This window comes from Klebsiella sp. FDAARGOS_511, from assembly GCF_003812845.1.
Classification (GTDB): Bacteria; Pseudomonadota; Gammaproteobacteria; order Enterobacterales; family Enterobacteriaceae; genus Klebsiella; species Klebsiella grimontii.
Window position 1 is genome coordinate 390,410 of sequence record NZ_CP033824.1, and the last position, 19,623, is coordinate 410,032.

Annotated in this window: 28 protein-coding genes, 1 pseudogene and 1 other annotated feature (1 of these 30 running past the window's edge); of the genes and pseudogenes, 11 read left to right on the forward strand and 18 right to left on the reverse strand. The window is 52.1% G+C overall.

Annotated elements, in window-relative coordinates:
• Positions 1 to 49: 49 nt before the first annotated feature.
• Positions 50 to 217, reverse strand: a complete 168-nt coding sequence (locus EGY08_RS30730) for a hypothetical protein (protein ID WP_155774241.1) — start codon at positions 215 to 217, stop codon at positions 50 to 52.
• Between the two features lie 93 nt (positions 218 to 310).
• Here EGY08_RS30730 and EGY08_RS02880 point away from each other — a divergent pair, with 93 nt between their 5' ends.
• Complete coding sequence (locus tag EGY08_RS02880; protein ID WP_123828179.1) at positions 311 to 589, forward strand: hypothetical protein; 279 nt, start codon at positions 311 to 313, stop codon at positions 587 to 589.
• A gap of 180 nt (positions 590 to 769) precedes the next feature.
• Here EGY08_RS02880 and EGY08_RS02885 read toward each other — a convergent pair whose 3' ends face one another.
• The 11 genes and pseudogenes from EGY08_RS02885 to EGY08_RS02935 form a co-directional block, all read right to left on the reverse strand.
• Positions 770 to 1,039: a hypothetical protein gene (locus EGY08_RS02885; RefSeq protein WP_123828180.1), complete on the reverse strand. Its 270-nt coding sequence runs from the start codon at positions 1,037 to 1,039 to the stop codon at positions 770 to 772.
• A gap of 47 nt (positions 1,040 to 1,086) precedes the next feature.
• Positions 1,087 to 1,482: a hypothetical protein gene (locus EGY08_RS02890; protein ID WP_123828181.1), complete on the reverse strand. Its 396-nt coding sequence runs from the start codon at positions 1,480 to 1,482 to the stop codon at positions 1,087 to 1,089.
• A 10-nt stretch (positions 1,483 to 1,492) separates the two neighbouring features.
• Positions 1,493 to 1,951 (reverse strand): annotated as a pseudogene (locus EGY08_RS02895) (DUF550 domain-containing protein); the annotation flags it as partial.
• A 263-nt stretch (positions 1,952 to 2,214) separates the two neighbouring features.
• Positions 2,215 to 2,553: a hypothetical protein gene (locus EGY08_RS02900; RefSeq protein WP_123828182.1), complete on the reverse strand. Its 339-nt coding sequence runs from the start codon at positions 2,551 to 2,553 to the stop codon at positions 2,215 to 2,217.
• Positions 2,554 to 2,557: 4 nt separating this feature from the next.
• Positions 2,558 to 2,860 (reverse strand): hypothetical protein, encoded by a 303-nt coding sequence (locus tag EGY08_RS30985; protein ID WP_228712768.1) that lies wholly within the window; start codon positions 2,858 to 2,860, stop codon positions 2,558 to 2,560.
• The gene (locus tag EGY08_RS31235) at positions 2,857 to 2,991 is read right to left on the reverse strand and encodes a hypothetical protein (RefSeq protein WP_264834661.1); all 135 of its coding nucleotides are present in this window, start codon (positions 2,989 to 2,991) and stop codon (positions 2,857 to 2,859) included. Before EGY08_RS31235 ends, EGY08_RS30985 begins: the two co-directional genes overlap by 4 nt.
• A complete protein-coding gene (locus EGY08_RS02910) occupies positions 2,988 to 3,773 on the reverse strand; it encodes a ParB/RepB/Spo0J family partition protein (RefSeq protein WP_123828183.1) in 786 nt (261 codons plus the stop codon). The genes EGY08_RS31235 and EGY08_RS02910 overlap by 4 nt, the downstream gene beginning before the upstream one ends.
• The gene (locus EGY08_RS02915; RefSeq protein ID WP_123828184.1) at positions 3,766 to 3,978 is read right to left on the reverse strand and encodes a hypothetical protein; all 213 of its coding nucleotides are present in this window, start codon (positions 3,976 to 3,978) and stop codon (positions 3,766 to 3,768) included. Before EGY08_RS02915 ends, EGY08_RS02910 begins: the two co-directional genes overlap by 8 nt.
• A complete protein-coding gene (locus tag EGY08_RS02920; protein ID WP_049073884.1) occupies positions 3,975 to 4,268 on the reverse strand; it encodes a FaeA/PapI family transcriptional regulator in 294 nt (97 codons plus the stop codon). The genes EGY08_RS02915 and EGY08_RS02920 overlap by 4 nt, the downstream gene beginning before the upstream one ends.
• A gap of 11 nt (positions 4,269 to 4,279) precedes the next feature.
• On the reverse strand, positions 4,280 to 5,308 hold the full coding sequence (locus EGY08_RS02925; RefSeq protein ID WP_123828185.1) for a hypothetical protein: 1,029 nt from the start codon (positions 5,306 to 5,308) through the stop codon (positions 4,280 to 4,282).
• Positions 5,309 to 5,573: 265 nt separating this feature from the next.
• Positions 5,574 to 5,987, reverse strand: coding sequence for a toxin YdaT family protein (locus EGY08_RS02935; protein WP_123828187.1), 414 nt, complete (start codon positions 5,985 to 5,987; stop codon positions 5,574 to 5,576).
• 318 nt (positions 5,988 to 6,305) lie between these two features.
• Between EGY08_RS02935 and EGY08_RS02945 the strand changes: the two genes are divergently transcribed.
• From EGY08_RS02945 to cobO, 10 genes are all read left to right on the forward strand, one after another.
• Positions 6,306 to 6,812 carry a hypothetical protein gene (locus tag EGY08_RS02945; RefSeq protein WP_123828188.1) on the forward strand — a complete coding sequence of 169 codons (507 nt, stop codon included), beginning with the start codon at positions 6,306 to 6,308 and terminating at the stop codon, positions 6,810 to 6,812.
• A gap of 486 nt (positions 6,813 to 7,298) precedes the next feature.
• The gene (locus EGY08_RS31310) at positions 7,299 to 7,409 is read left to right on the forward strand and encodes a hypothetical protein (RefSeq protein WP_049079962.1); all 111 of its coding nucleotides are present in this window, start codon (positions 7,299 to 7,301) and stop codon (positions 7,407 to 7,409) included.
• On the forward strand, positions 7,402 to 7,695 hold the full coding sequence (locus tag EGY08_RS02950) for a host cell division inhibitory peptide Kil (protein ID WP_123828189.1): 294 nt from the start codon (positions 7,402 to 7,404) through the stop codon (positions 7,693 to 7,695). Before EGY08_RS31310 ends, EGY08_RS02950 begins: the two co-directional genes overlap by 8 nt.
• A 65-nt stretch (positions 7,696 to 7,760) precedes the next feature.
• The gene (locus EGY08_RS02955) at positions 7,761 to 7,994 is read left to right on the forward strand and encodes a hypothetical protein (protein ID WP_123828190.1); all 234 of its coding nucleotides are present in this window, start codon (positions 7,761 to 7,763) and stop codon (positions 7,992 to 7,994) included.
• Between the two features lie 42 nt (positions 7,995 to 8,036).
• Complete coding sequence (locus EGY08_RS02960; protein WP_086073915.1) at positions 8,037 to 8,276, forward strand: hypothetical protein; 240 nt, start codon at positions 8,037 to 8,039, stop codon at positions 8,274 to 8,276.
• A complete protein-coding gene (locus tag EGY08_RS02965) occupies positions 8,258 to 8,893 on the forward strand; it encodes a hypothetical protein (protein WP_123828191.1) in 636 nt (211 codons plus the stop codon). The genes EGY08_RS02960 and EGY08_RS02965 overlap by 19 nt, the downstream gene beginning before the upstream one ends.
• 61 nt (positions 8,894 to 8,954) lie before the next feature.
• Positions 8,955 to 9,176: an excisionase gene (locus EGY08_RS02970; RefSeq protein ID WP_224324059.1), complete on the forward strand. Its 222-nt coding sequence runs from the start codon at positions 8,955 to 8,957 to the stop codon at positions 9,174 to 9,176.
• Complete coding sequence (locus EGY08_RS02975) at positions 9,154 to 10,224, forward strand: tyrosine-type recombinase/integrase (RefSeq protein WP_123828192.1); 1,071 nt, start codon at positions 9,154 to 9,156, stop codon at positions 10,222 to 10,224. The genes EGY08_RS02970 and EGY08_RS02975 overlap by 23 nt, the downstream gene beginning before the upstream one ends.
• A gap of 147 nt (positions 10,225 to 10,371) precedes the next feature.
• Positions 10,372 to 11,133 (forward strand): YciK family oxidoreductase, encoded by a 762-nt coding sequence (locus tag EGY08_RS02980; RefSeq protein WP_004121257.1) that lies wholly within the window; start codon positions 10,372 to 10,374, stop codon positions 11,131 to 11,133.
• Positions 11,130 to 11,720, forward strand: a complete 591-nt coding sequence (cobO, locus tag EGY08_RS02985; protein ID WP_004121259.1) for a cob(I)yrinic acid a,c-diamide adenosyltransferase — start codon at positions 11,130 to 11,132, stop codon at positions 11,718 to 11,720. The genes EGY08_RS02980 and cobO overlap by 4 nt, the downstream gene beginning before the upstream one ends.
• On the opposite strand, the gene EGY08_RS02990 is transcribed toward cobO, so the two are convergent.
• The 6 genes from EGY08_RS02990 to rnm all read right to left on the reverse strand — a co-directional run bounded on the left by EGY08_RS02990 (position 11,692) and on the right by rnm (position 19,387).
• Positions 11,692 to 12,666, reverse strand: a complete 975-nt coding sequence (locus tag EGY08_RS02990; protein WP_087829254.1) for a helix-turn-helix transcriptional regulator — start codon at positions 12,664 to 12,666, stop codon at positions 11,692 to 11,694. The genes cobO and EGY08_RS02990 overlap by 29 nt on opposite strands.
• Before the next feature lie 16 nt (positions 12,667 to 12,682).
• Complete coding sequence (locus EGY08_RS02995; protein WP_123828193.1) at positions 12,683 to 15,040, reverse strand: beta-glucosidase family protein; 2,358 nt, start codon at positions 15,038 to 15,040, stop codon at positions 12,683 to 12,685.
• A gap of 18 nt (positions 15,041 to 15,058) precedes the next feature.
• The gene (locus EGY08_RS03000; RefSeq protein ID WP_123828194.1) at positions 15,059 to 16,423 is read right to left on the reverse strand and encodes an MFS transporter; all 1,365 of its coding nucleotides are present in this window, start codon (positions 16,421 to 16,423) and stop codon (positions 15,059 to 15,061) included.
• Between the two features lie 165 nt (positions 16,424 to 16,588).
• On the reverse strand, positions 16,589 to 17,476 hold the full coding sequence (gene rluB, locus EGY08_RS03005) for a 23S rRNA pseudouridine(2605) synthase RluB (protein ID WP_004121268.1): 888 nt from the start codon (positions 17,474 to 17,476) through the stop codon (positions 16,589 to 16,591).
• Positions 17,477 to 17,887: 411 nt separating this feature from the next.
• A complete protein-coding gene (locus EGY08_RS03010; RefSeq protein WP_004121270.1) occupies positions 17,888 to 18,508 on the reverse strand; it encodes an L-threonylcarbamoyladenylate synthase in 621 nt (206 codons plus the stop codon).
• A gap of 9 nt (positions 18,509 to 18,517) precedes the next feature.
• Positions 18,518 to 19,387 carry an RNase RNM gene (gene rnm / locus EGY08_RS03015; RefSeq protein WP_004121271.1) on the reverse strand — a complete coding sequence of 290 codons (870 nt, stop codon included), beginning with the start codon at positions 19,385 to 19,387 and terminating at the stop codon, positions 18,518 to 18,520.
• A gap of 227 nt (positions 19,388 to 19,614) precedes the next feature.
• Positions 19,615 to 19,623, forward strand: a sequence feature (Trp leader region); it runs 87 nt beyond the window's last position.

Consider the following 19,623-nt stretch of genomic DNA (forward strand, 5'->3'; position numbering starts at 1 on the left):
CTGTGATGGCGCGATAGGTTCGGTGTTCAGCCGAGGTGATTAGTATAAATCACTTTTTCTTCTTCCGGAAGAATACTTTACACTCCTCGTGAGATTCCTTTGTGATTACAATCTCTCCTTCATTAAGCGGGGTTACAACATAAACTCCACCAGAAAGGTGGTTGACGACATACGTACCCAAAACGTCCATTGCTTCATTCATTTCTTTCTTATTCATCAGTCTGCACCTTGTGAATATTTCATAAATCGTAGATTTTTCTTTTCCTGTACAGGGATGGCTAAAAATGAACTCGCGACGTTCTGGAATACAATGACATATTTAGATCGTCCATCAAGACCCTATTTTTACGGACAAAAGATAATAACAATGAAAATACAAAGATCAATAAATTCAATGCATTATGAAAAACCACTAAATATAAAAAGTCATTCACATTTTTTATCTGGTGCAACCCCCTATTTCACTCAGATAGAAGAATTTAGCCAATTTCAGGATTTAATTAATTATATGAAAAATGGAGTAGCAGAAAACACTACTGCAACAAAGAATGCACATTTTGCGTTGCGCGCAACCCCCTATTTCACCTAACTAAAGGTCTTCATCTGACTTCAGAGTTTAACGATTACAATTCTGTATTATGCAGCATAAAAAACTTTAAGAGAGGGTGATGCATATTTTGTATAGCGTGCAAGCCCCTATTTACTCGCATAATGAATAGAAATGTTCGAGATTGTCTTATAGATTAAACAAACCCGCCGAAGCGGGGTCTCATTGAGCGGATTTTTCAGCGACCTTGCTGTGAACTTCCCACAGGCTGATTCCGCAGCTGCCGCAGAAGTTAGCCAGGTAATCCAGGCCTGACCATTCCCGGACACCGCCGCGAGCGGCTTCTACGTATACGCCGATTTGCTTATCTCTCCAGAGACCAAACAGTCGCCAGCTTCCGCTATCTGCGTTTCTGACTGCAACAACGCGGGTCAGAACTCCGGTCTGATACAGCTCGGTAAAGGCTGGCTTTTTTCTGGTTATCATTTGCATAAATAACAAACCTTAGATTTGTTGATAACAAATATGGTATTTGTGTTTTATTGCTTTATCCCCTGCTCAGTATTTTTCAGGTCATTTTCCGCGAATAGAATTGCTGTCCTGGCGGAGCGTAGCCGGGCCTTGGCATTTTTCTCTTCTCGCTCGAGGTTGGCTACAGCCTCGCGCAGTTCGTCACGGCGGTTATGAAGTTGCTTAATCTCCCTCACCACAGCCTCGCCATCAGTCGCGCACTGGAGAACATACTGGAAAGGGTCTACAGCGCAGCCGCACTGTAGGCAAAGGATAACTCGGGCCTTATCGTCAACCTCAATAGCTCGATGCTTGCAGTGTTGTTGTCTGTAGTCTTTCCTGTCAGTTACTGTGATGTTCAGCAGCTTCTCTTCGTCACGCTTTGGCTGCTCCAGAGTGATGACGTTGTCGCTGTCATTTTCCATCTGGCACCTCCTGCGGGGTGGCTGCGAGCATGGCTGCGCGGCAGGCGTTCCACCATTTAGCAGCAATGATGCCATCCCGTATAGAATATTCCGCTCCTCTCGCGGCGGTCATTTCCGCTACCTTTTCAAGTGATATTTCATCCGGTATTACCAGCGCTGGCTGTTCTTTGATGTGCAATCGCGACTCACCATCTTTCGGCTCAGGCCATTCGCGTTGTTTGTTCACTGCCAGCTTTTCGATCATCGCCTGAGTAATCTGCTCGTCAGTGATACCAGCCCGGCGCTGGGCGTCCCACAGCAGGAATTGCATATCAGCCCACTCGCTGAGGTCGCCTGGTTCTGCTGCGGCTTCCAGCGCTTCTTTGCTGAGGTGTTTCAGTGGACCAATAGGACCGACATTACCGAATGTTGATTGTGACCACTCCGCATGCTCCTGGCGAATCTGTTCGCGTTCCAGCTCTGATTGAGCGCGGATAGTGTCAGCGCGACAAGAATTATAACCCGCAACAAAACTCTCAATAGAACCACGCCCTCCGCCCCAGAACTTCATTGCCACACCAATATTCATTTCCTCCGGCACGATGTTTCTGGCTAAGCTTATTCCATTGTCTATTGCGGCCAGCGCGATGCGGACCATAAACTCAATTTCTTCATCGCTAATTGGCTTGTTGAGCCTGCCGCCACGGAACTCTAAAATTTCTGACAGTCGCTCTCTGGTTATGGTTGATTTGGTCATTTGTTGGCTCCTTCTGGCTTGATTCCGCCGTCACAATGCGGACATGGGCCAGCTTGCTGACCGTTTTTGATGGTCCTGCCATACGAGCAACGGTAACACCGCAAATTTTTAGCCTTTTCCGTCGCTCTTATTATGTCCCTACCGAATCCCATAGAAATTCGCTCAAGATAGCCGCGCTTTATCAGGCTTTCAGCCACGGTGCCGACTCTAACTGGAAGGAGATAATCGCCATCCCATAAAGCCGTTTTACGGAATAGGCTAATTTCGATTTCCCAGCCGTGGACAATCGCTGGCTTTAAAAACTCGCGTTCGCGCTTGTTAAGTGGCTTATCCATCTACTCAGCCTCCCATAGCTTCTTCCAGCTCTGCAATTTTTGCCTGCTGATTTAATAACGTTTTGTGAGCTATCAATAATTGCCCTCTCACGTTCGCGGCCTGCTCTATTTCGTCGCTCAGCGTTGCCGCCAACTTATCCGCGCGAAAGCGCTCATTATCAAAGCTGGTGCGCCAGTTTTCCCGCTCCTGCAGCGCCTTCTCCAGCGCCTCTACCAGCGATAAAGAGAGTTTTCGTAAATGGTCTTTACTGCCAATTGCCGGATTTGAAAGCTCAGCACGCAGCTGCGCCAGTTCGATGATATTCATTCCGCCACCCATTCAATGATCATGCTGATACACCAAACCATGAAGAAAAAGCTCACCAAAAAGACAACTTGAATTGCCGCTTCAAGCCAGCGCAGCCAAGGTTTTCTGTACTTATTTGGATAAATATTCATAATTCTTCCCCGAGCACCCAACGCAGGGCGTCAGCATATTCACCGTTGGCACCTTCGAGGGCTTTGGTAATTTCTTTTCGAGTTTTAAGACGTAAATTTTTATCACCAAGGACCTGACGCTGGCGACGGGATTTTTCATGGCCGGTAGTCCCAGCGGTCGCAGATTCAATCTCTTTCACTTTTTCCCGCTGCTCTTCCGGGGGAAGCGTGCCAAGCTGACGTGCCTGGGTAACGGTAACAGTGCCAGACTCCACCGCTTCCCGGACGGCCTGGGTGGCATCCAGCAGTGACAGCGTTGCGCGTACGGTCTGGACACTCACGCCAAACATCAGGGCTAAATCGTCCTCGTCGTGCCCGCGCTCCAGCGCATCAGCCATTTTCTTTGCTCGGCCCAGCGGCGTATCTGCCTGGCGGATTTCGTTAGCACTTACCATCGCCTGCGCCATGCGAACGGCTGAGCCACGTTTAGCGACTGCCGGAACCAGTAACGGTTCTTTGCCTTCTTTCGACAGCCGCTTGTTAGCTTCCAGTGTATGGCGCACACGCTGGCGGCCATCAACCACACAAGACAGCCCTGTCTCCGGATCTTTCCAGACGATAATCGGCTCAAGAACGCCCTGGTCCATGATGTTCAGCACCATAGCCTCGCTAATAGGCAGGTGGATACGCTCATCGTAAAGCGGGTGAGTTTTGTCGGTAACCAGATGAAGGTTTTCAGGCTCGAACGTTAAAACGTTCGTCTTGCCACTGGCGCCGTATACCACTTTCGAATCTTTAGCCATTTTTAACCTCGTTTTTATTCACCGCTTCCGCCCATTTTTGTTCCAGAGCATTCCTGGCTTTGTTCTTTCCACCAGCCCAGTAACTGTGCTGGACTCGGTAATGGTCGTTTGGGCATTTCAGGGCGCCAGAGCAAGAGCCAAACGTGTAATCTTTCCAGTGAAACTCAGGTACAGCGCCGCAATCAGGGCATTTCTGCAATTTCATTGAGCGACCCCGCGACATTCCCTCAGGAGGTTTTCAAACATCATTCGGATACGGTTCGCGCAGCCAAACGGCATGTCGTTATAGCGCCACAAGGCTGCGCCGTTGCGTAGGCCGCTCTGGACAATCTGCCCTGCTCCATGAAGCTGGCGAAGCTGGCCATTCACTGACGACATACCACGCCCCAGCGCAGTGGCGATTTCACGCGTAGTCAAATCAGAATTAGCTTTGAGAAATTCGATCATCGTGATTTCACCGTTGTATTGTGTTTTCCTGGATTTTGTTGTTTTCATTAAAAAACTCCTTAGCCCCTGAAACCCTTCGGAATATCTGCCTGAACCTTGCCGCTAAAACCGAGATTGCCACCGGTTGTGAGATTTGCCGGACAAAGCTTCACAGCCACCTCAGGCCATTTGCTCCGCAGGCGGTCAGCAGTTTTAATGTCCTTGACCCACCAGCTGTTCTGAATGCGTTCAACCATGGTGTACATGTGCTCGTGAGTGCAGCCCTGCTGTTCGCGTAGCAACCGGATTTCATTCGCCCAGAATGTCCAGTCTGGCTCTACTGGTCTTGAAATCGTCCCGTCGAATTCAGCAGCTCGTTCGTGCACTTCGACGACGCGGGCATAAAACCACTTCGAAAACTCCAGGTCTTCCGCGCTTCCCCAAAGGCTTTTTTCAGCGTTGAAAATCACCGCCTCAGGATGCTTCTCAGCAAAGTTATCCACAGGGGAATACTCTCCGCCTTGGTTTTTAAGATCTGTTATAAGATCTGTTCTTTTAAGATCTGTATAGAGATAGGATTCGGCGTTTGTGCCGTTTCCATTCGGCGTTTGTGCCGTTTCCTGGATTCGGCGTTTATGCCGAATGCATTCGGCGTTTGTGCCGTTTCCATTCGGCGTTTGTGCCGAATCCAATACTTTCAATGCTTTGCTTCCATTCGGCACTTGTGCCGAATCCAGTATTGACGGGAAAATCTTGAGCATCAGCTCTTCCTGGTCAATGCGGTAATGCTTCTTCGGCGTACCGTTAACCTGACGAATTTCTTCCTGGATAACGCCGGGTAAATATTGCTCAGTAATTTTGTAGATAGCTCTTCGGACCACATCGCCCTCTAAAACCCGAACCTCTTTCGCAAGCGCTGCGTGCTCTTTGTAAAACCAGCCATTTTCCAGACTCGACTTGCCCGACCAGAACACCAGCTGATTGAGAATGGCCGCCAGCAAATGCTGCTGCCTGTCTCCTGCAAAGAAATCCAGATACGGTCCGGGGATCGTTATGCAGTTCCCCTGCCCCGACATGGCCTGAACAATTTCAAACACCTGATTGTTCATTCCGAAACCTCATTGTGTAGCCGTAAAAACTCTCTCAATCCCACCCAGCCAACAGCCCCGCAGGCTTTGCGGTAGGAAACATCTTTCTCTGTCGCTGTGATTACCGTCACCATGTGGCCTTTGTGCCTGTGCTGGAAGCGAGAACCGGCCTTAGGGATGCCAGTGCCTGCACAATCTCCTTCAGACGGCTCATACGCCGGATAAGCCCGTTTCAGGCGAGCAATCAATTCAGCAGCAGACTGGGTACACATAGTCACCTCCGAAATCAGTGGTATTTCGTTACTTCAACAGCTACAGGCTGATTCGCCTTGCTGTATATGGCTTCAATAGCGTCGTCGTGCGCATCAATAGCCGTTCCGATGGCATGCTGGGCCGCCAGCAATGCCCGACGCTCTATCGTGTCGTAGATGCTCAGACGATGACGGATTTCACGCGGCAGAACGCGCAGGATTGCCGGAAGCAGCAGACGGATTTTCTCGCGCTGCTGTTCGGTCTCACCCTTCAGCCAGCGATGGAAGATATTCTGCTGATTGGCCCACGCCTTACCCGGAACCAGGCGAAGCTCAGTCCCACCGGAACGCACGTACTCTTCAGTAATGGCATTGGCTGCATAGGCCTGACCGACTTCAGCAGCCCATGCCAGCAGAACTATCTCAACGTGCTCGTGTTTGATTTCCATCAATCAGACTCCCTCTGCCGCTTGGTGATAATTTCTTCCGTAAGCCCACTAATCGGTGTTGGATGAAGATCCGGGCGAAGTTCATGAGGGGTTACTACCCACCCTCCCATGCGACAGAGTGGGATGACGCGATCACTAGGGACGCAATTTCGGTTTATCCAATTTGCTACTGACTGGCTCGACTTAAAGTCGAACATGCGGGCGACACAGGAAACATTCCCAATCGCTCTAACGGCTTTTTCCGTTATGTTTTTGTATGGTGTAGGCATTCTTACCTCCTGTGAGTTGGTAAGTAGAGAATACTACACAAAGTAGAAAATGCAACTACTTAAAATAGAAATGACTAAAAACATTCTCTGCCGTAATCTTCTACCTATGGTAGAAAAATCGAATAAGCATCAAGACTTCGCAGATCGACTTAACCAAGAGATGAGTAAAAAGAACTTGTCTGTTAAGCAATTAAGTCATGCGGGACAGGTCACCTACGAAATGGCTAGGCGGTATACGCTTGGCACAGCAAAACCGCGCGATGAAAAGCTGATGAGAATTGCGGAATGGTTGAGCGTGCCTCCAGCCTGGCTAGACTACGGGGCAGTAGAAAACAGCGCTGAATCCAACGCAGCCCCGGAGACTGTCACCTTCACCCAACCAGAGAATGGCAATGAAACAGAATTCGCGAGCTTAAGCGATGAAGAGAAACGCCTGATTCGAGTCTTCAGAAAATTCCCTGATGCAGAAGCAAACAACATGCTTCTGGCCTTTGAGATTCGCTATAAGAAGCTCCTGGAGTTCTATAGCGAGTACGCAGATCCAGACAAAAAATAAATCAGAAACAACCACACCAAACCCAGCAATGCTGGGTTTTTTTGTGTTCCCGTATTGTTAAAAACAACTTTTAGTAGATATTTATTTCTACTTTAGGTGTTGACCAATCTACTTTATGTAGTATTCTCTACTTATCGACACAACGGTGCGATAGGTTAAACGTTCGGTTGGCCGCCTGAAGGCTAAAAATCAACAGACTTTACAATGCAGTGAATGCGGCTATGCGCACGCGGCACAGTTAAGCGGTATCACTCGTTTCTAAAAAGAGTGGGGTGGAAAAGAAGCTGTCGATACCAGTTGTTAACTGGCTGGTATCACCGGGAGGCACCCGGCACTGCATTGCAAGGCCTGTTAGGTACTCAACACGCATGAGGGAAAGGAGATGATTCGAGACGAAGACAAGCCAGCATGGCGCCGGTTCTGGTTGAAGGTTGTTCCGTTTTTGGTTGCGGTCGCATCGGTAAGCGTTCAGTGCTGGGGTGGCGTATGAGCAGAAATGGCATTCGATCACTGATTATTGTTCTGGCCATCTGCCTTGTTGCCTGGTCAGCGACCATTATCAAAATTCTGCATGTTACGGGGGTGTTTAATGGCTAATTGTCTGCAAAGCAACCCGACGGTTAAAGCAGCTCAAAGCAAACTCGCTATTGCGCAGTTCATTGGTAACAGTGGCATGTGGTCTGATGCCATGGCATCAATAAAAGATATTCATGAAGCAGCAAAGCACGAAGAAGACCATATGTTTTGTGGTCGTACGGATGCGCTTTCAGGACTTCAATTTCGTGATGTTATTTTAAATTACGACCTGTACGGGGATTTAATTTCCGTCGATGCTGACTTGCTTACAGGGCAATATAAAGTCAATACCGAAGTTTCATTTTAATTATCGAATAAATGAATTAATGCCTTAAATGGCAGGTATCCACACACCTTAATACAGGAATAAATATGGAAACCGAAACACTCCACTGCTACAGCTGCGGCGGCTCCTTTGCACGCGAAGAGTTGCAATATCGCCCCATCGGAAAGGGTGCATACCGTAAGCAAGCCTATTACTGCCCTGTGTGCAATGAAAAGCAAAAGAAGAAAGAAACGCTCACAGCTGCAAAGTCATCATTCCGAAACTCTTTACCAGCCAGACCAGCAACAGCCCAATTACGGCCTTCGTTCTGGAATAAATAAAATCAGTTTCAGTTAGCAATCCTGCAAAAGGAAATAACAAATATGAAAATAGAATTTATTGATAAAGGTGTAATAGCAACCGCGATTGTCACAAGTACGGTATTCGAATTCCGGCTGCACAATCGCGCCGTTGATACTGCTTTATTCCTGGCTCCTTCCGTTCGTTCAAAGCGTAGCGGGTTCTTTATTTTAAAAACGGTTATTTCCGGGAAAACAATCCATGTATTGCGTGCATACAAGGCTCTTCAGTCGGAGGCTTCACGATGCTCGAGCGTGGAATGATTTTTAACGCTGAGATGGTGCGGGCCATTCTCGACGGACGGAAGACGCAGACACGGCGCCCAGTAAGGTTTCCGGTATTAGACAAAAACCTTGGGTGCGAGCTGGCTGGCAATGAACTGGCCGGGGAGCTGTCGGCAGGCAACTATCTGAACAGCGCATTTGGTAAACCAGGCGATCGAATTTGGGTGCGCGAGACATTTCGTGTCCATAGCCGGGCTACCGACGTCGCCACACTGGTATACAAAGCCAGCGTGCGAAATTCCTGGACGGAGCAAACCCACCGCGTGCCTGTATCGGTCTGCAATAAACCGGCAACGCCTGAGAAGTGGACGCCATCGCTGCACATGCCGCGCTGGGCCAGCCGCATTCTGCTGGAAATTACCGGTGTGCGCGTGGAGCGATTAAACGCTATCAGCGAAGAGAATGCAGCATCTGAAGGCGTGGCCCAGTTTCGCGGCGGGTTCTGGAAGCATTACCAACCGGGCTGGACTCAACACCAGCTTAGCGCCAGGGGCTCTTTCGTTACTCTCTGGAAATCTATCTACGATGAAGAAAGCTGGCAGAGCACCCCATGGGTTTGGGTTATTGAGTTCAAACGATGTGGCAGCACAAACTGATTTCCAATAATCAACATTAAACCGGGGAACTGATTATAGTTTCCCGGCCATGAGGTTATTTATGGCACTTATTACCTTAAAAGAATGGAATGCCAGGCAGCCACGACCACGCAGCCTTGAGACCGTTCGTCGATGGGTTAGACAAAGTAAAATTTATCCAGCACCGAAGAAAGACGGTGTGGAGTATTTGTTTCAGGAAACGGCTATTAAGGTTGAGCCATCACAGTCATCAACCTGCGGTCTATTGCGGAGAATGACTGGTGGGAAGAAGAAGAAACCATGAGAGACGGGATTTGCCACCTAATTTGTATGTAAGGAATGGAGGTTATTACAGTTATCGCGATCCGCGAGATGGGAAAGAATATGGTTTAGGCAGAAACCGACGGCTTGCGGTCAGTGAAGCGATACAGGCCAATATAGAATTACTTGGTGACGCTGGTCATGTTCCTCTTAGTACGCGCATCAGTCAGATAGACTCCGTTACCTTACATTCATGGCTGGAGCGCTATGAAAAGATTGTCGCCTCTCGCGGGTTAAAGCCGAAAACACTTATCGACTATGCCAGCAAACTAAGGTCAATAAAGGAACGAATGCAGGACATTCCTATTGCGGAAATCACCACTAAACAGATAGCTATTATCCTGAATGATTATGCTAATGAAGGAAAGCATGCAATGGCAAAGCTAATCAGGTCGACGCTGGGAGATATTTTCAGGGAGGCTATCGCGGAGGGGCACATTACAGTTAATCCCGTCACAGCGACAAGAGCCGCTAAATTTGAGGTTAAACGCACCCGGCTGACCGTTGAGGAATACCGGGAAATTTACCGGGCTGCGGGAACGCTCTCACCGTGGGTTAGGCTGTCAATGGATCTGGCTGTATTAACCGGGCAGCGTGTCAGTGATCTATGCGCTATGAGCTGGGAGGATATTCGAGACGGGTATCTGTACGTAGAGCAGAAAAAGACAGGCGCCAAACTGGCGATACCAGTAGGGCTGAAAATTGAAGAGTTAAACATCTCTCTGGAAGGGGTTTTGCAGAAGTGCCGTAAGCTCTCCGCAGGAAAGACCATTGTCTCATCCAGTAGCGGAAAGAAGCTATCAACCACTACCGTGTCAGGTAATTTCAGGCGAGCTCGCGAACTTTGCGGGATTACCTTTACAGGAGAGCCTCCTAGCTTCCATGAACTCAGAAGCCTGTCTGCGAGGTTGTATGGCAAGCAGGTTGGTGATAGTTTTGCACAGCATCTGCTGGGGCATAAATCAGGAAGTATGACGGCGACATATCGTGACGACAGAGGCCGAGAATGGGACAGGATTGAAATTGGATAATGAATTTATTTTGAATGATTTTGACTTCACGTTTTTAATTTACTGATTTTTAAGATGAAATTTTTGATTACACTTTCAGGCATAAAGCGCAAAAGTGAAATACCGAATAGCAAGCGCGATCGCCTGCAGATCGCCCGAGGAGTCGCCGTGCACTATCAACCGCAACGTCACCTGTTACAGGATCGCATCATCCTGGTTACCGGCGCCAGCGACGGCATAGGCCGTGAAGCCGCCCTGACCTATTCCCGCTATAGCGCCAGCGTTATCCTGGTCGGCCGTAATGAAGAGAAGCTGCGCAGCGTTGCGCACGAGATTCAGCAAGCGGGCGGCATCCCCGCCCGTTGGTTTACTCTGGATCTGTTAACCTGCACGCCGCAGGAGTGTCAACAGCTGGCGCAGAAGATCGCCATCCACTACCCGCGCCTCGACGGGGTGCTACACAACGCGGGTCTGCTGGGCGATGTCTGCCCGATGGATCGGCAAAAGCCGGAGGTATGGCAGCAGGTGATGCAGGTGAACGTTAACGGCACCTTTATGCTCACCCAGGCGCTGCTTCCTTTATTACTCAAATCCGAATCAGGTTCGCTGGTCTTTACCTCCTCCAGCGTCGGCCGTCAGGGGCGCGCCAACTGGGGCGCTTACGCCGCATCTAAATTTGCCACCGAAGGCATGATGCAGGTGCTAGCCGAGGAGTATCAGAGCCGTCATCTGCGGGTTAATTGCATCAACCCCGGCGGCACGCGCACCAAAATGCGCGCCAATGCGTTTCCAACGGAAGATCCGCAAAAATTGAAAACCCCCGCTGATATCATGCCGGTTTATCTGTGGCTGATGGGCGACGACAGCCGCCGTAAGACGGGAATGACTTTTGACGCCCAGCCGGGCCGCAAACCAGGAATCGCACAATGAGTGATGAACGCCACCGCGAACGCCAGCAGCGGGTGAAAGATAAAGTTGACGCTCGCGTCGCCGCCGCGCAGGAAGAGCGCGGCATCGTGATCGTCTTTACCGGCAACGGTAAAGGCAAAACCACCGCCGCTTTCGGCACCGTCACCCGCGCCGTCGGGCACGGTAAAAAAGCCGCCGTCGTGCAGTTTATTAAAGGTACCTGGCCAAACGGCGAGCGCAACCTGCTTGAGCCGCACGGCGTTGAGTTTCAGGTGATGGCGACCGGTTTTACCTGGAATACTCAGGATCGCGAAAGCGACACTGCCGCCTGCCTGGCGGTCTGGGAGCACGGGCGCCGCATGCTAGCTGATGAAAGTCTCGACCTCGTTTTGCTGGACGAGCTCACCTATATGGTGGCCTACGACTACCTGCCGCTGGAAGAGGTGCTTACCGCGCTGCGCAACCGCCCGGCCCACCAGACGGTCATTATCACCGGCCGCGGCTGCCACCGTGAAATTAGCGAACTGGCCGATACCGTTAGCGAACTGCGTCCGGTTAAGCACGCCTTTGATGCCGGGATCAAGGCGCAGATAGGGATCGACTACTAGCCGCTAGCCGTTCGAGCAACCCATGATTGAGCGGCAGGCACAGACAGTCCTCCCCCAGCGCCAGCTCGCTTTCGGGAATATTTTGCCGTGAGACGAAGCGCTTGCGGTATTCGGTTGGCGTGACGCCGCAGTATTTATTAAAGGCGGCAATCAGATACTTGTGCTCCTGAAAGCCGCAGCTGTGGCTAATCTCAGTGATTGGCGTGCGGGTATCGCGCAGCAGGGTGCGGGCTTTGTTTAGCCGCACCAGCGTCAAATACTCTTTAAAATTATAGCGGCTCACCTTTTTGAACAGCCGCGAGAACCAGGAGTAGCTCATCCCGCTATGGCAGGCTACCTCGCTCAGGGTCAGCGGCTGATCAAAGTGTTGATTAATAAAATCAATGCCTCTTTTGATCATCGCCTCGTCACGCAGCGAGCTTTCGGCGCGCCGCGTCGGCTTTCCGGCGCAGACGACCGCATCCAGCAGCAGGTAAATCGCCGCGATGCGCTGAAACGGCGCGTGGTTGTCAATTAGCTGTTCCAGTAGCCTCGCCAACCGTAGGTGCACCTCACTGTCTGCCGTAGAGTAAGGCCGTCCGCAGGTACTCCAGTCCAGCTGCGGCGAGGGATGAAGCTCATCAAACAGGCCGGGTGAAAACTGGACGGTGACCAATTGGCTGCCCGCCATCTCCGCGCTAAGCGAATGGACCTCTTCGGCATTGATGTACAGCATATCCCCCTGCGCTAGCTCCAGGCTCTGCTGACCGACAGAGAGCGTAAATCGCCCCGCCAGCACGGTAATCAGCTCCGGAGCCGGATGCCAGTGAGGCTCGCAGTAGCGAACCTCCGCGGCAAACACGTTCAGCTTCTCGGCATCAAAGGCAATCAGCTCATAGCCGCTGTTCGCCGTTTGTCGTCCGGTCTGGGTGACCGAACGAGGATGAGTCACTGAAAAAGGGAACATGCGCACTCTCCTGTCATTAGCAATGATTAGCGCCCGCCAACACCGCGTTAAGCTCGTCGCGCTCAATATCCAGCGCCAGGAATTCGGTCAGCGCAATCAGCAGTCCGCAGAACAGATCCGGCGCCAGGCGAATCAGTTTTTCACGCACCTGCTCCGCTGGCATCTGACTCTTATCGGCTATCAGCATTACGACGCGGGCAAAGGCCTCCGGCTGCTGGATAAGCTGTTGTAGAGAGTTATCATCGCGCAGCGGTACGTACCGCTGCGGACAATCTACCTCCATTTCCGCGATTAACGGCAGATCCCGGGATGAGGCGCCGACGCGAACCTGCCAGATTCCCGGCGTCACCACCCAATCGCCCAGGCCCGGATGGTAGCAGGCTAGTTCGGCAATGGGCAGCTGCAGGCTTACGCGCCGGGATTCTCCGGCAGCCAGCACCACTTTGCTGAACGCTTTTAATGACTGCACTTCGCGAATCAGCTCCCCCTTCGGCGCGCTGACGTACAGTTGGACGATCTCTTTGCCCGCATACTCTCCGCAGTTGGTCAGGTCGAACGACACGGTAAGCGTCTCGTCTGCGCCTAATCGGGAGGCTGACAGCGCGATATTATCGTACGCAAACCGGGTATAGCTTAAGCCAAAGCCAAACGGAAACTGTGGCGTCAGGCGACGTTTGTCATAATAGCGATAGCCGACAAAAAGCCCTTCTCCGTAGTAGTGGCGCAGGTTTTCGCCCGGATAGTGCAGCCAGGCCGGCGTTTCCTCCAGGGAATTAGGCACCGTTACCGTCAGTTTGCCGCAGGGGTTACGCTGGCCGAAAAGGATTTCCGCCACCGCGCGCCCCATCCCTTGCCCGGCAAAGAACGTTTCCAGCAGCGCTTTGCACTCGCCGAGCCACGGCATCACCACCGCATCGCTATTCGCCAGCACCACCACGATATTCGGCTGGACCGTCGCCACTTCGCGAATTAACCGTTCGTGCACCGGCAGAATATGCAGATCCTGACGATCGCCATTTTCGCCATCTTCGCCTACGGCAGTACTGACGAAGAGTACCGCCACGTCTGCCTCTTTTGCCACGCGGCAGGCCTGCGCCAGCGCCTGTTCGTCATCGCGCAGATCGTCCGGCGCGCCTACGGCCGAGGTGACGCTAAAATCGTCCCCGGCGAGGTCGAAAATTTCATCCAGCGGGCGATCGAGAAGATACGGTACCGTGGTCGCACATCCGGATCCCTGAATCACCGGCTCCTGCGCCGGTTTACCCAGCACCGCGATGCGCGGCGTTTTCTCCGGACGCAGCGGCAACAGACCCTCTTCATTTTTCAGCAGGACGATGGATTCACCGGCAAGCCGCTGCGCCAGCGCGTGGTGCGCCCTAAAATCGGCTCGCGTTTGCGGGCGGCGATGGCGCTGAACCTTGTCGAGCAGTTCCAACATGCGTAGACAAGCGCGGTCCACCACCGCCATCGGAACTTCTCCGCCTTCGATAGCCGCCAGCAAGCTGTGTTTATCGCGGCGGGTTTCCGGCATCGCCAGGTCGTTGCCCGCCATCAACGAAGCGGGACGATCTTTAATACCATACCAGTCGGACATGACCAGGCCGTCATATCCCCACTCATCGCGCAATACCTGAGTGAGTAAAAATGGATCCTGCGAAGTTTGTACGCCGTTAAGACGATTGTAGGAGGACATCACCGTCCACGGCTGGGATTTTGCAATCGCCCGCTGGAAACCTGCCAGGTAGATTTCCCGTAGCGCACGCTCTTCAATGATCGAATCCATTTCCGTGCGGCGATATTCCGAGTTATTGGCCGCAAAATGCTTCAGGCTGGCTCCGACGCCCTCCTGCTGCAGGCCGTTGATCAGCGCAGCGGCAATATCGCCGCTGACCACCGGATCTTCGGCGTAATATTCATAGCCGCGCCCGGCCAGCGGCGTGCGGCGAATATTAATGCCGGGCCCGAGCAGGATCCCGACGCCCATTTGCTGACACTCTCGCCCCAGCGCTTCCCCCATCTGATGCACCAGCTCCACGTCCCAGCTACAGGCCAGACTGGAACCGTTTGGAAAGCAGGTCGCCGGTAGCGAAGTGCTGAATAGCGCCTCGCTACCCCCTTTCGCGACAGGCTCTTCCGCGCTGGCCTGGTCTGCGGTTTGGGTGATGACCGAGATAAAATCATCCATACTCCACTTTTCCCGGCCATCAATCTGCGCACTACTGTAGCGCACGCCGTAGGTGCCGTCGGTCATAATGATATCTTCGATACCGTGCTGCGGCAGCGAGGCGGTGCGCCACAGACCGCTGCCGGTCAACAGCGCTACTTTCTCTTCCGCGCTCATCGCGGCAAGGGTGGTGTTAAAATCGTTACTCATCTCTCTGACTCCCTGAGGTTAAAGCGCGTTCTGTTTACGCAGGCTGATCTTTTGCACAATATCGCGATAGGTTTTTTCATCCAGCGAATAGCAGGCGACAAAGAGGGCGCTGAGGGCAAACATCGCGCCGGGGAATAGCGTCATCAGTACGTTAATGCCGTTAATCGCGCTGGCGGTAATGTTGCCCGCGTCATAGTGGTAATAGTCCAGCATCCAGCCCGCGCAGCCGCCGCCGATGGCCATCGCTATTTTGGTAATGAAATTAAAGAAACCGTAAATTGCGCCTTCGGTGCGCACCCCATGGTGCCACTCGGCATATTCCACGGTATCGGCAATCATTGACCACATTGAAACGAAACCCATCCCCAGCGTAATACTGTACAGACACACGCCGGTCATGATCAGCCAGATATTGTCGCCGGCAATAAAATATTGCATCAGTACGCCCACAACGCCGATCGACAGCGCCACCAGCGTCATTTTCTTTTTACCTATCAACGCAATGATTTTTTCCGAAATAACGGTACCAACAATATAAGCCGCCGACTGAATCATAAAGAAGGTTGAGGTAAAACCTTCGCTACCAATTATATATTTGATAAAGTAAATAGCGATCGCCATCCACACGGTATAGGCAATATAAAAAAAGACGGTGAACATCGAGAGGTTAATTAGCGGCGCGTTGCCTGCCACCGCCTTCAACATTTCCCGCAGCGTCGGCGCCGGAGTCTCTTCCTCTTCTTCACCAACGCGCTCTTTGGTCATCCCGAAGCAGGCAAGGAACAAAAACGTCGCCAGCAGCGCAAAGCAAGAGACGGCGAAGACGTACCCCAGCTGTTTATCGCTAAACGGGGAAATCAGCCTGTCCGCAGTAGTGGACACAATCAGATAGCCAACAATCGCCAGGACAAACCGGTATACCGACAGCGATGAACGGGAGGCTTCATGCTGGGTTAAACGGTTGGTCAGCGCCGAATAAGGCGTATTTACCGCCGTATAGGCCAGGCAATAAATAGTATAGGAAATCAGTGCGAAGTAGAATTTGGCCTCACCGCCGAAAGGCACAAAGCAGAGCACCGTTAAGAAGCCGAGCGGAATTGAACCATACAACAACCAGGGTCGAAGCTTACCGTAGCGGCTGTGGGTTTTATCGATGGCAAAACCAATCAGAATATTAAATGCCGCATCAACCACGCGGGCAATAACAAAGATCAGGCTCGCCTGTACGGCGCTAATGCCGTAAATATTGGTATAGAAAAAAAGTAAAAACAGAGAAACGAAACCAAAGGATAAATTAGAGGCGAAATCGCCAAAACCATACCCTATTTTTTCTTTAACGCCGATAACCACATAGCTTGTCGAAAGTTTTCCTGCTGTTTCCATTTTAGGCTACCTGTTAATATAATCAGTGGCCTCAGTATATGGCGTCGCCTGGCGCGCCGCTTTGCGTTATTTGTCCGGGCATTTCCTGTTTTTTGTCTTTATGCAGAAGTGTGAAAGGAGTCACAGGAGGGAGAATTCCGGCGGTGACCGCCGGAACTGGAATAATTAACCGTTACCGTTATTACGGCTGCTGGAACGACGGTTGTTATTATTATTGCTCACCTGGCTGTGGCGCTTAACCGCGCGGCGAATCTGATTGGCCTTCATACGACGGCGATCTTTTTCGACGGCGACCTTAGAGGTGGTTTCCGGCGTAAGCTCGACCAGCTCACGCAGGTAGTTAGTTTGCGCCAGGTCCAGCTCGGTGTAGCCGCCGCGCGGCAGGCCTTTCGGCAGTAGAATATCACCGTAGCGCACGCGGATCAGGCGGCTGACCTGTACGCCAACGGCTTCCCACAGGCGGCGAACTTCGCGGTTACGTCCTTCGGTCAGCGTGACGTTATACCACTGGTTAATCCCTTCGCCACCGGTAAACTTGATGGTTTTGAACGCTGCCGGGCCGTCTTCCAGCTGCACGCCGCGAGAAAGCTGGCGCAGCTTGTCATCATCTATCTGGCCAAACACGCGCACTGCGTATTCACGTTCCACTTCGCGGCTCGGGTGCATCAGGCGGTTCGCCAGTTCACCATCGGTGGTAAACAGCAGCAGGCCACAGGTATTCACGTCCAGACGACCAACGGCAATCCAGCGCGCGCCGCGCAGCTTTGGCAGACGATCGAACACCGTCGGACGCCCTTCCGGGTCGTTACGGGTGCAGAGCTCACCCTCCGGCTTGTAGTAGGCCAGCACGCGGCAAATCTGTTCCGCAGACTCTTTCACCGAGATCAGGTGACCGTCGATACGAATTTTTAAACCCGGGACAATTTCAACGCGATCGCCAAGGGTGGCGATTTTGCCATCGACGCTGACGCGGCCAGCTTCGATTTTGGCTTCGATTTCACGGCGGGAGCCGTGGCCAGCGCGGGCCAGCACTTTTTGTAATTTCTCGCTCATTGAGCTTCCTTAAGGTGTCGCCTTCCCAGGCGTCTGGTATACTTCGAAAAACAGGACGTGAGGCAAAATGAAACCTAACACCCTGTTCTGTAAAATTTTTTTGCATCAGCGCGTGCCGTTATCTATGTTGCAACAGCAGACATAACAGAGACACGCCTTCTCGCGTGGGCGAACATGGTACACGAACTTTAAGATGAATGCTTCTCTGCGTTACGCAGCATAGCACAACTTACCGCGCACCTCCGTCCGGGCGCATGGCGCGCTGATGGAAGCCAGGTAGCACAATAGGGTCTTTTGCAGAGGATGAACCATCAAAAGGCGCGCGGCATTGCGCCGCGTTGAACGGCGGCAAATAAAAGCGGCGAGCGGGGATTCATTACATGACGATTCCTTCCATGGAAACAGGCGTCATTACAGGAACGGCGTCACGTCCCCGACACCTTCACGCACTACGACCGGCGCGTCTTCGGTAAGATCGATAACCGTGGTCGGCTGCTGGCCCAGATAGCCGCCGTGAATAATCAGGTCCACCTGCTTCTCCAGACGATCTTTGATCTCTTCCGGATCGGATTCGGTAAAGTCGCTACCTGGCAGCATCAAGGAAGTGGAAAGCATTGGCTCACCCAATGTTTCCAGCAGCATCTGCGCAATCGGGTTGGACGGCACGCGCATCCCGATAGTCTTACGCTTCTCCTGCAACAGGCGGCGCGGGACTTCTTTGGTGCCCTTGAGGATGAAGGTGTAGTTACCCGGCGTATTGTTTTTAATCAGACGAAAGGCCACGTTATCGACGAATGAATAGGTCGATAGCTCGGACAAATCGCGGCACATCAGAGTAAAGTTGTGACCGTTTGGCAAATTACGGATCCGGCAAATCCGTTCCATCGCGCCTTTATCTTCAATTTTACAGCCTAAGGCATAACCGGAGTCGGTCGGATAGACGATGACCCCGCCTTTACGCACAATGTCCACCGCCTGGTTAATTAACCGCGCCTGCGGGTTTTCCGGATGGATATAAAAAAACTGGCTCATATTTCCCTCTCAATTTTGTTCTACGGCCACTTCCCAACTGCGCCAGATCCCTTCTACGCCCGCGGGCAGCCAAAGTTTACGGCCCAGTTCGATCCACGGACAGGGCTGATGAAAATCAGACCCCTGCGAGGCATCCAGGCCATACTGCACGGCGTAAGCGGCAAGCTGAGCGCGCTCGTGCGGCGCCTGTTGACATTGCGCCACCTCCATCGCATCCCCGCCCTGTTCGCTAAAGTGGGCCAACAGACGTTTCAACCACTTGGCGGAAAGGTCATAGCGCCCGGGATGGGCAATGACCGCCTTACCGCCAGAATGATGAATGACATCAATCGCTTGTTTTATTGTACACCACTGAGGCGGAACGTAACCGGTTTTCCCGCGCGCCAGATACTTCTTAAAAACGTCAGCCATGTTGTTGGCATAGCCGGCCTCCACCAGAAAACGGGCAAAATGGCCGCGCGTCACTGCACCGCCGTCCGCCAGCTTCAGCGCCCCTTCCCAGGCCCCGGGGATCCGCGCTTTTTCCAGCCGCTCGGCAATCTGCTGGCCCCGCATCTGGCGACGCGCTTTCTGTTCATCAAGCAGCGCGGTCATCGCCGGATGGCCGATATCGATATTCAGCCCGACAATGTGAATTTCATGATTTTCCCACAATGTGGAAATTTCCACCCCGGTAATCAGCGCCAGCGGTAAGCCGGCGCGTTCAATTTCAGCCTGAGCCGCGGGAATTGCCGCCACGGTATCGTGGTCGGTAATCGCCAGGGTGCCGACGCGCATCTGGTGGGCGCGATGGACAAGTTCTTCTGGAGTCAGACGCCCGTCAGAGGCGATAGTATGGCTGTGCAGGTCGTAAATCACTGCGTAATTGGTGTTGCTCAAGATGACTCCTGCTGGACATGAACCTGTACCCGTCATACTTTAAGTCACAGGCAGATTGACTGTGATTCTGCAGCTTAAGTGATTCAGGATATCAATAAGCGCATCATCATACCGACTCAGAGAGAAAATCTGCAAACAGGGGTTGACTTTAATCTCCCGGACTAGTTAACTAGTACGCAAGTTCACATGAAGGGGTATTAACGATGAAAACGCAATTTATCACTCTGCACGGCTGG

Coding starts and splice junctions, on each gene's coding strand:
- rluB (WP_004121268.1), bottom strand. CDS start 17,476: ATGAGCGAGAAATTACAAAAAGTGCTGGCCCGCGCTGGCCACGGCTCC.
- EGY08_RS03010 (WP_004121270.1), bottom strand. CDS start 18,508: ATGAGCCAGTTTTTTTATATCCATCCGGAAAACCCGCAGGCGCGGTTA.
- EGY08_RS02935 (WP_123828187.1), bottom strand. CDS start 5,987: ATGGAAATCAAACACGAGCACGTTGAGATAGTTCTGCTGGCATGGGCT.
- EGY08_RS02880 (WP_123828179.1), top strand. CDS start 311: ATGACATATTTAGATCGTCCATCAAGACCCTATTTTTACGGACAAAAG.
- EGY08_RS02920 (WP_049073884.1), bottom strand. CDS start 4,268: ATGAAAACAACAAAATCCAGGAAAACACAATACAACGGTGAAATCACG.
- EGY08_RS02955 (WP_123828190.1), top strand. CDS start 7,761: ATGGAAACCGAAACACTCCACTGCTACAGCTGCGGCGGCTCCTTTGCA.
- EGY08_RS02950 (WP_123828189.1), top strand. CDS start 7,402: ATGGCTAATTGTCTGCAAAGCAACCCGACGGTTAAAGCAGCTCAAAGC.
- EGY08_RS02915 (WP_123828184.1), bottom strand. CDS start 3,978: ATGAAATTGCAGAAATGCCCTGATTGCGGCGCTGTACCTGAGTTTCAC.
- EGY08_RS31310 (WP_049079962.1), top strand. CDS start 7,299: ATGAGCAGAAATGGCATTCGATCACTGATTATTGTTCTGGCCATCTGC.
- EGY08_RS02995 (WP_123828193.1), bottom strand. CDS start 15,040: ATGAGTAACGATTTTAACACCACCCTTGCCGCGATGAGCGCGGAAGAG.
- EGY08_RS02900 (WP_123828182.1), bottom strand. CDS start 2,553: ATGGATAAGCCACTTAACAAGCGCGAACGCGAGTTTTTAAAGCCAGCG.
- EGY08_RS02925 (WP_123828185.1), bottom strand. CDS start 5,308: ATGAACAATCAGGTGTTTGAAATTGTTCAGGCCATGTCGGGGCAGGGG.
- EGY08_RS02990 (WP_087829254.1), bottom strand. CDS start 12,666: ATGTTCCCTTTTTCAGTGACTCATCCTCGTTCGGTCACCCAGACCGGA.
- cobO (WP_004121259.1), top strand. CDS start 11,130: ATGAGTGATGAACGCCACCGCGAACGCCAGCAGCGGGTGAAAGATAAA.
- EGY08_RS02965 (WP_123828191.1), top strand. CDS start 8,258: ATGCTCGAGCGTGGAATGATTTTTAACGCTGAGATGGTGCGGGCCATT.
- EGY08_RS02890 (WP_123828181.1), bottom strand. CDS start 1,482: ATGGAAAATGACAGCGACAACGTCATCACTCTGGAGCAGCCAAAGCGT.
- EGY08_RS02945 (WP_123828188.1), top strand. CDS start 6,306: ATGCAACTACTTAAAATAGAAATGACTAAAAACATTCTCTGCCGTAAT.
- EGY08_RS30985 (WP_228712768.1), bottom strand. CDS start 2,860: ATGAATATCATCGAACTGGCGCAGCTGCGTGCTGAGCTTTCAAATCCG.
- EGY08_RS30730 (WP_155774241.1), bottom strand. CDS start 217: ATGAATAAGAAAGAAATGAATGAAGCAATGGACGTTTTGGGTACGTAT.
- EGY08_RS02910 (WP_123828183.1), bottom strand. CDS start 3,773: ATGGCTAAAGATTCGAAAGTGGTATACGGCGCCAGTGGCAAGACGAAC.
- EGY08_RS02960 (WP_086073915.1), top strand. CDS start 8,037: ATGAAAATAGAATTTATTGATAAAGGTGTAATAGCAACCGCGATTGTC.
- EGY08_RS02885 (WP_123828180.1), bottom strand. CDS start 1,039: ATGCAAATGATAACCAGAAAAAAGCCAGCCTTTACCGAGCTGTATCAG.
- EGY08_RS02970 (WP_224324059.1), top strand. CDS start 8,955: ATGGCACTTATTACCTTAAAAGAATGGAATGCCAGGCAGCCACGACCA.
- EGY08_RS03000 (WP_123828194.1), bottom strand. CDS start 16,423: ATGGAAACAGCAGGAAAACTTTCGACAAGCTATGTGGTTATCGGCGTT.
- EGY08_RS31235 (WP_264834661.1), bottom strand. CDS start 2,991: ATGAATATTTATCCAAATAAGTACAGAAAACCTTGGCTGCGCTGGCTT.